The organism is Halanaerobium sp. (assembly GCF_003070835.1).
Genome location: NZ_QBLR01000156.1, coordinates 1 through 7,944, shown reverse-complemented (window position 1 = coordinate 7,944; position 7,944 = coordinate 1). Strand labels below are relative to the sequence as shown.

Below are 7,944 nucleotides of genomic sequence, written 5' to 3'. Positions count from 1 at the left end.
GGTTACAGGGCTACATTCCACATACCCTTCTATAACAAAAAGGCCCTTTTCTTTTTTGCTGGCTGTCCAAAATGTAATATACCAATTTATAAAACGGTGTTTCAACCTTCAGAAGAGTTTCCAATAAATACTATACGTGGAAAAGTATTTATTAAAAGAGTTTTTGTTTGTCCCAATTGTAGAACTTATTATGCTCCACATCCTGGATTTAGGTTGTCTGATAATAATGGGTACTATTTAGAATGTCCAGATATAATTTCTTATCAGTATAATTTTATTAAAATGAATGATTTAGGTTCTACTAAAGGAAGATTAGATTTGTAAAATTAGAATTATTAAATTTATTCTAGAAAACAGAAATTTTAAAAATCCATTGACCACAACTATTATATGATATTAAAAAAAGACAATCTTTCGATGCCCCACCCCTTTCAGGTTAATATTAAAAGGGATTATTACAGGCCAGTTATGACTCTAGAATGAGTTGTAGCTGGTATTTTTTATTTTAAATCAGAAAAAGGAGGTGATTTGATGGGTAGTTTAATACTCTTTATAGTCTTGATTGCTTCAGGTGTTTTAAATCTCCTTAGCGGCAACATTATAGTAGCTATAGTAGCTTTTGTTATTGCTTTTGCAGCTCTTGGTTAAAATTGAATATCTGTTATTTCGGCCGGCTTTCCTATTAATTTAGGATTTTCGGTCTTTTTTTATGTCTAAAAATCAAAAGGAGGAATTTAAATGACAAAGGAAAGTACTAAATCTAAAAAGAATGTTGATGGCGGCAGAGAAGACAGGTTGATTAGCTTTACTGATGAAGAGAAAGAGCTCTTAAGGAGAACTGTTTGCAAAAATGCGAGCGATGACGAGTTTAAGGTTTTTCTACATGTCGCTGAGAGCTATGGATTGGACCCTTTTAATGGTGAACTGTTCTTCTGGAAGGATAAGAAAGACAGGACTACCATAATGACTTCTCGTGATGGATATTTATCGATTGCTAACAGGAATGAAGCCTTTGACGGACTGATAAGTGATGTTGTTCGAGCTAATGATGAATTCAAACGAACCACTACGGGAATAGAGCACAAATATGGCTCTGATAGGGGTGATATAGTAGGTGCTTATGCCCTTGTCTATAGGAAGGACCGCAAGTATCCTGTCTATGTCTTCGCTCCATATGATGAGTATAACGGCTATAACAGCGTTTGGAACAGGTATCCTTCTGCCATGATTTTAAAGGTTGCTGAGAGTATGAGCCTCAAGAGAGCTTTCAGTGTCAGCGGTCTTGTATCTCAGGAGGAGATGAATATTCAAAGGCTGGAGGACAGAGAGAATAAGAGTAGTCAGGATAAGGTAGATAAGCTAAGTACTGAAGAAAAGAAGAAAACTGTCAGTAAATCTAACAATGGGAAAGTGAAGAAGCTAACCGGCAGAGAAAAAGAAATCAAAGCCCTGGTTGATGGCGATGTTAAGCTGAGAAAAGACCTATTTGAATACCTGGAACATGTAAAGAAGATGAAAGAAGTCGATAAAATATCTATAAATGATTTAAGTAACAAAGAATACAAGGAGTTATTTAGTATTCTACAGAGCTTTAAAAGAATTGACAGCAAAAATAAGAGTGCTTAGTTGAGTATTTAGTGGACCGGTGTATCTTTAATTAGATATGCTGGTCTTTTTTTATGCCTAAAAGCTGTAATTATGCCTGACTCTTAGAGCAGGAGCAAGTTAATGCAGTTTAAATTGAAAGGAGATTATTATGTGTAGAGTAACTGAAAAAGCGAGGACTTTTGATTTTTATCTATTTGGCGGAGATTTGGATTTTCCTGAAGTTTATGAGCTGTACATTTCTAATAAACTGCAGCCGTATTTTGACCTTTTAGAAACAGATGAAGAGGATATTGAGTATGCTCTCTGGGAGAATGGTGATTTTGTTTTATCAACCAGAAATAGGTTTGCCATCTTCAACAAGAGAACAGGTGATTTATTAATCTTCAGCATTAGTCAGAACACAAAACAGGACGGATTTTTCATTTCTTTAATCAGCTGTTTCAATACTGATGCTGAAAGTGTAAAGAAGAAAAGCTGTCCAGTAATTACTATAGATTAAGGAGGATTACTCAATGAAGGTAGATGAATTAATTAAACTTTATACCGCTATAGAAGAATATTTTTTAGAAAGTATAAATTCACATCGGATTGAAGGTGAGGGCATGATTGTGCCGGTAATGGAAGAGCATTTATTCCAGATAGCTTTATATAAGCTTACTGATGAAGGAAAGTGGGAGTTGAGAGATGAACTTTTCTACTCAATCCACGACAACTTCAAGATTGTAGATACAGGTTTTGAGAGGATATATATTCATCAGAAGACGGGTCAAAAGATTACTGTTGGTTCAGATGAAATTATTAAGTACGGGAATAAAAACATCTGGGATGATTTTTGTTGATTTGTTAATTGCATTTGTAGAAAGGAGTGCTATGAGAATTATAAGTGTTTTTTTGGTAACTGCTGCTTTTCTTTTGGCTTTTGCTATTCTCTGCTTCTCTCAGCCAGGATTAGATGATTATATTGAACTCCAGGACTGGGAGAGGGTTCACTTTGTAAATAGGGGTGAAACTCTCTGGGAAATAGCTTGTGAGTTGAGCGATAACGATTATGACATCAGGTTAGTTGTAGCTGCTATCAAGGAAGTAAATGGGATAGATTCTTTACTCAAAGTAAATCAGAAGTTAATATTACCAACTGATTAGCCATCATGCATCTTTATGTTTGGTGGTTTTTTTATGCCTAAAAAGGAGGTGAAGTTGATGAAGGATATCAGAAATTTGTTTAGATTACTGCTTAAAAATCCTGATGATTTGATGCTCAGAGAAGAAATTTTAGGAGTTTTAGATATTGCATCTGCTCAGGTTGACTGCAGTTATTATTACAGGCTGTACAGGAAGATTGTTGTTTAAGTTCAAAAGCTGTCAATCACAAAAAAGATTAGTTTGATTTCAGGAGGTGAATCAGATGACTGTTAATGGAGTACCCAGTGATGACTGGAAAGTTTCGAAAGCCTTAGGACCTTATGCCAAAAAGCCAGATGAAGATGAATTGAAAGCGATGCAGAGGGCTTTAAAGAGAAAAAAAGACTCTATTTCTTGTGATAGAGAGGTTGTTGACTTTAAAATGCCGTTCTAAAAACAAAAAGGAGATGATATTTAATGGTAAATATACAAAAGTTTAGTTTAAGAGTTGTGAAAGAGTCAGGTGGAAGGTATGACCTGGATAAGCAGATTAGTAATCCTTACAGTGCCAGGGATTTATTTGTTGAAGTCTTAGAAATGGATAAAAGGGCAGAAGAAGTATTTGCAATTGCTACTCTTGATGTTAAATCAAAAGTCACAGGAGTTTTTGTCGTCAGTACCGGGACTTTATCTGCAAGTTTGGTCACACCAAGAGAGGTTTTCAAAAGAGCTGTGCTTCAGAATGCTGCTGCTATCATATTAGCTCACAATCATCCTTCAGGTGAACCAACTGCAAGTGCAGATGATATATCGATTACCAAAAAGCTGGAGAAAGCAGGAAAAATAATGGGTATTAATGTTTATGACCATATCATTATCGGTTCTAGAGAAAATTTTATCAGCATGAAAGAAGAAATGTTAATTTGAGTATGTATTTAGAGCCTGGTAAAAGCTGGGCTCTTTTTAAAATCATAAAAAAATGAAAGGGGTAATCTTATGGCAAAAGTTAAAACAGCTGAACTGCTAAAAGAACTTGATGAGAGGATTGATAAGGTGCAGTCATCTGAAGAGTTTAAAGAGATGCTTGAATTTTTCTCTAAGTTTCACAACTACTCCTACCATAACAGCATTTTAATGATGATTCAAAACCCGGAGGCGACCCTGGTCGCCGGGTATAGACAGTGGCAGAAGAAGTTTAGTAGACATGTAAAGAAAGGTGAGAAAGGAATAGCTATACTAGCTCCCTTTACCTACAAAAAGAAGAAGTCTGATGTAGATTCTAATCTAAATTCTGATGATGAAAAGGAGGTGACCAAAACTTATTTTAGGCCTGTTTATGTATTTGATGTCAGCCAGACAGAAGGAGAACCTCTACCACAAATAGATTTGAGTGTTGAAAACACTAATTCCGCTTTATTTGAACCGCTGAAAAGCTATGCTGTGAGTAAAGGGATAATGGTTAAGTTCAAAAGCCTGAGAGAAGGGCTAGACGGCTATTCTGAAGGAGGTCAGATAATTGTTAATACAAATGCTAATCCAACGGAAAAAGCTTCTATTTTAGTCCACGAAACTGCGCATGAACTTTTACATTTCAGTGGTGAGAAGGATTTGAAATTAACCAAAGAGATTTTAGAAATGGAAGCTGAAGCTGTTGCTTTTGTGGTTATGAATTACTTTGGTGTGGAGATTAAATCAGATAAATATTTGGCTTTGTACAAGAAAAGCTATGACCTGATGCAGAGTCTAAAGAGAATCAGTGATGTCAGCTCGGCCATGATTGATTATGTTTTAGAAAGTGAATCTAAATTGCAAAAAATATCTTAGGAGGGATTTTTCATGCAAAATACATTAAGAAAAGAAAATACTGAACATGAAAGTAGTGGTTTTGTTGTAGATAACGATAGGAAGGCTGTCTGGTGTTTGAGAAAAATCAAGCACTTGAAAGAAAAACAGTCTAAAAATGAAAAGTTAGCAGAATCTGAAATAGAAGATATCCAAAAAGAAATTGATGAAGTCCAGAAATGGCTTGATGAAGAAAATGAGAAGCTGCAGAACAGCATTGAATTCTTTGAAACAGTCCTCTATTCTTATGCTCTCAAGCTAAGAGAAGATAATCCAGAGCTTAAAACTCACAAATTGCCTTTTGGTAAGCTGCAGTTTAGAAGTAAAAGACCTAAGTGGAATTATGATAATGAAAAGCTGTTGGATTTTGTTAAATCAAGTTATAAAGAATTTGTTAAAGTCAAAGAGAGTGTTGATAAGAGAAAGTTGAAGCAGAAAACTGAAGTTGTTGGTCATAAGGTGGTAGTTAAGAATACTGGCGAAATAGTTGAGGGAGTTGAAGTTGTAGAAAGAGATGAAGAATTTAAGGTTAAGGTAGATGTTTAGATTAATCAAACTAATTTGGGGCAGTTAAAACACACTGCCCCTTTATGATTTAATGCATAACCAATTCCCATCTGGCTATTCTCTGAGCAATACTTTCTTCTTTAACTTTTCTGATATAACTTTTTTCAACCAGTCTGCTCATCAAAACACCTATGCTATTTCTATTTAATCCAGTCCAATCTGCAGCGAAGCTTCTAGTATATGGAGCGGCTCTATTAGTAGGGTCATAAGCCTGTTGCACTTCTAATAATCTGATGAAACCTTTGTAAAGTATTTTCTCTTTTTCAGATAGATTATCTAGAGGTTTCGGTGGTATTATAGTCGGTATCTTTATAATTTTAGAATCTGCTAACATTCTGCACCACCAAATAGTAGATGTTCCTTTTTTTAATGATTGATGTTTACCAGTCAAAGATTCAAAGTATAACTCAGGTAAAGTATAAAAACTTCCTGACCTGTGGAAATCTTTAAATCCTATTGTACCAGTATCTGTTCTATAAAGAGCAGCAGAAGGGTTATCCTCATCATGTAAAGGACAGCTAAAAGTTGAACCTATTCTTTTGATATTGATATTAAATAGCCTCTGCATCAAAGCTAAACAGACATTTGCATCTTTACCAAGTTCTATTAACTGTCTTTTATTAACACCTTCATCAGTAGAGATAGAAAAGGATTTAAGGTCTTTGTACCTACTAATAATATTATTAGTGGGTACATGGTCTTCTGCTCTTGTCTTTTTTCTTTTGATTTTAGTCTTTTTAGTTGGCTTTGTTTGTCCTTCTAAGTATCCAATAATCTGTTCTTTCCTGTCTTCAAAGTCTGCTAATGGCACATCCTGAAATGAGAGAAAGTCAGACCATTGGTATCTTATTCCTGATTGATGTAAACTGGGAGGAGCTACAACATATCCGTTTGTTTTGATTTCTCCTCTTTTAGTCTTATGGGCTGTCGGTAGATTGTTTGATTTACACTTAAAATAAAGATGATATCCCCTAGAGGTTTCTACAATTGGTGTGATTGGAAAACCAAAAGTGGGTTTTTTATCCAGGTCTACAATAACTAAAGAGTATTCATCATCTATCTTTGTTCCCGCAAAAATACCGATATTTATGTTCTCATTGCTGTCAAACCAGCTGTTGATTATGTTATTATTTGCTTTATTTTTTCGATACGGTTCTGTCTTATTTCCCAATAATAGATTGAATGCAGGTACTTTATCAGCTTTTTTTAATGGTAATAAATGAAAGTCAGCTGCTGCCATCTCGTGTGCTGCTAATCTATTGTCTGTATTTAAGGTATTTAGTTTTTTTGCAATCAATAGGCTCTTCCACCCTTCTATATTTGTGTTATACCAGTTTTTATTTGTTAGACGCTTATTTATACCTAAAAGCGAATAATGCTTTTGAGAGCACCATCTCTTGGTGCTGTGGTGTCTATATAATCGATTTCTATGTGTTTCTTTAAGTGCTGTTTAAGCATGAATAACATTATTTTGATTTTAAGCCTTAAATCGGTCATTTTAGAGGTTTAGCCTTCCAGATAAGTATTTTATGCCTAGAAGGCCAATGATATTCTTGAGAACACCATCTGTTGGTGCTCTTATAACCTCTAAATTGATTTTAATTTAATTAAGTTAGTGGTTTAAAATGTAGTACAACGAATTCTTGCCAGTTGCTTTATCTTTGATTCTTATAGAATTTAAAGGCAAAAATCCTGATATATAGGTGACAACATTACCTTCTTTGCGCATGTTTTTAATAAGAAAATCTTCATTATTCAATAAATGTTTAATCACTGTTTTTTGATAAGAATCTACTGTAATGAAGCAGTCACCTCTAACAGTTGTATCATCCATGTAAATGTGAGTAGACCTTTCACAGGGTAATAAGTCTTTATCAATTCCAGCAATTAATTTGTCGTTTTTTGTTGACATTCTGTTTCCTCCTGGTGTGATTTTATGTTGCAGGAAATAGAATTTTAATATACAATTAATATAGAAAGTAAATATAGTTCAGCTGTTGGTGCAGCTGTCCATTTCCTGACCACCATTTTAGGTGGTTTTTTCTTTTTACTGTTCTAATAGTGTCAATTTCACTTCTTTAGTTTGCCTGTTAAAACTAATTTCAACTTCTTCGCCTGGTTTAAAACCTAATTTTTTAACTGTTGCTGGTAGATAAACACGATTGTTTTTAGTAATTACTTGTCTGCTGTGGTCACTTACTGCTTTTTCGAAGCTGATTTTAATCACCTCCCTTCTTTATTTTGAGCAAGAAATTTATAATTAAACGCAAAAATCCCCTGCTAAAGCCATAAAAAGACTCAAAGCAAGGGATTATATAGCATATATTATTCAGAATATTAATCCAATTATACATTACCTAAAAATACTAAGCATACCCTAGAAAAGTTTAAACAAAGTTCCAAAACGACTAAACATGGCCTGTAAACGACTAAGCATAGTTAATTTATTTAAACAAATTTCTTGACATGCTCCAATAAAAGAAGGTATAATGTTTTATGCACATGAATATATATGTCTATGAACATATATTCCTATATTTTCGCCAAAAAATATAGGTAATTACTTTGTTAGACCACTAACTTCGCCAAAAGTAGTGGTCATTTTTCTTTTTATGATGTTTTTTAAAACAAAAAAATTGATATCATAATATATCAATTTCTGCCAAAAAAATATTTTGTTTTCTATAATCCTATTATACACTAAAATGAACCATTTTTCCACAACTGTATCTTTATTTAAAAATTCTTCTTACTATCCTTAATTATATCATATAATTATTTTGATTTCTGTAAAGTGTTTAACAA

Annotated in this window: 12 protein-coding genes and 1 pseudogene; 10 read left to right on the top strand and 3 right to left on the bottom strand. The window is 33.8% G+C overall.

Annotated elements, in window-relative coordinates; genetic code table 11:
* The 10 genes and pseudogenes from CI949_RS13755 to CI949_RS13710 all read left to right on the top strand — a co-directional run.
* Positions 1–324: pseudogene (locus CI949_RS13755) on the top strand (hypothetical protein); the annotation flags it as partial.
* A 414-nt stretch (positions 325–738) separates the two neighbouring features.
* The gene (bet, locus tag CI949_RS13750; protein ID WP_290767365.1) at positions 739–1,626 is read left to right on the top strand and encodes a phage recombination protein Bet; all 888 of its coding nucleotides are present in this window, start codon (positions 739–741) and stop codon (positions 1,624–1,626) included.
* 130 nt (positions 1,627–1,756) lie between these two features.
* A complete protein-coding gene (locus tag CI949_RS13745) occupies positions 1,757–2,107 on the top strand; it encodes a hypothetical protein (RefSeq protein WP_290767363.1) in 351 nt (116 codons plus the stop codon).
* 13 nt (positions 2,108–2,120) lie between these two features.
* Complete coding sequence (locus CI949_RS13740) at positions 2,121–2,447, top strand: hypothetical protein (protein WP_290767361.1); 327 nt, start codon at positions 2,121–2,123, stop codon at positions 2,445–2,447.
* Between the two features lie 31 nt (positions 2,448–2,478).
* A complete protein-coding gene (locus CI949_RS13735; RefSeq protein ID WP_290767359.1) occupies positions 2,479–2,751 on the top strand; it encodes a LysM peptidoglycan-binding domain-containing protein in 273 nt (90 codons plus the stop codon).
* A 57-nt stretch (positions 2,752–2,808) separates the two neighbouring features.
* Complete coding sequence (locus CI949_RS13730) at positions 2,809–2,958, top strand: hypothetical protein (RefSeq protein ID WP_290767358.1); 150 nt, start codon at positions 2,809–2,811, stop codon at positions 2,956–2,958.
* A 55-nt stretch (positions 2,959–3,013) separates the two neighbouring features.
* Entirely contained in the window at positions 3,014–3,184 is a 171-nt protein-coding gene (locus CI949_RS13725) for a hypothetical protein (protein WP_290767356.1), read from the top strand.
* 23 nt (positions 3,185–3,207) lie between these two features.
* Positions 3,208–3,657 (top strand): RadC family protein, encoded by a 450-nt coding sequence (locus CI949_RS13720; RefSeq protein ID WP_290767354.1) that lies wholly within the window; start codon positions 3,208–3,210, stop codon positions 3,655–3,657.
* Between the two features lie 69 nt (positions 3,658–3,726).
* The gene (locus CI949_RS13715; RefSeq protein ID WP_290767352.1) at positions 3,727–4,554 is read left to right on the top strand and encodes an ArdC-like ssDNA-binding domain-containing protein; all 828 of its coding nucleotides are present in this window, start codon (positions 3,727–3,729) and stop codon (positions 4,552–4,554) included.
* A 12-nt stretch (positions 4,555–4,566) separates the two neighbouring features.
* Positions 4,567–5,118 (top strand): host-nuclease inhibitor Gam family protein, encoded by a 552-nt coding sequence (locus CI949_RS13710; RefSeq protein ID WP_290767350.1) that lies wholly within the window; start codon positions 4,567–4,569, stop codon positions 5,116–5,118.
* Positions 5,119–5,167: 49 nt separating this feature from the next.
* Here CI949_RS13710 and CI949_RS13705 read toward each other — a convergent pair whose 3' ends face one another.
* The 3 genes from CI949_RS13705 to CI949_RS13695 all read right to left on the bottom strand — a co-directional run bounded on the left by CI949_RS13705 (position 5,168) and on the right by CI949_RS13695 (position 7,366).
* Complete coding sequence (locus tag CI949_RS13705; RefSeq protein WP_290767348.1) at positions 5,168–6,436, bottom strand: bifunctional DNA primase/polymerase; 1,269 nt, start codon at positions 6,434–6,436, stop codon at positions 5,168–5,170.
* A gap of 315 nt (positions 6,437–6,751) precedes the next feature.
* Entirely contained in the window at positions 6,752–7,051 is a 300-nt protein-coding gene (locus tag CI949_RS13700; protein WP_290767346.1) for a hypothetical protein, read from the bottom strand.
* A gap of 135 nt (positions 7,052–7,186) precedes the next feature.
* Positions 7,187–7,366 (bottom strand): hypothetical protein, encoded by a 180-nt coding sequence (locus CI949_RS13695; protein WP_290767344.1) that lies wholly within the window; start codon positions 7,364–7,366, stop codon positions 7,187–7,189.
* Positions 7,367–7,944: the final 578 nt, after the last annotated feature.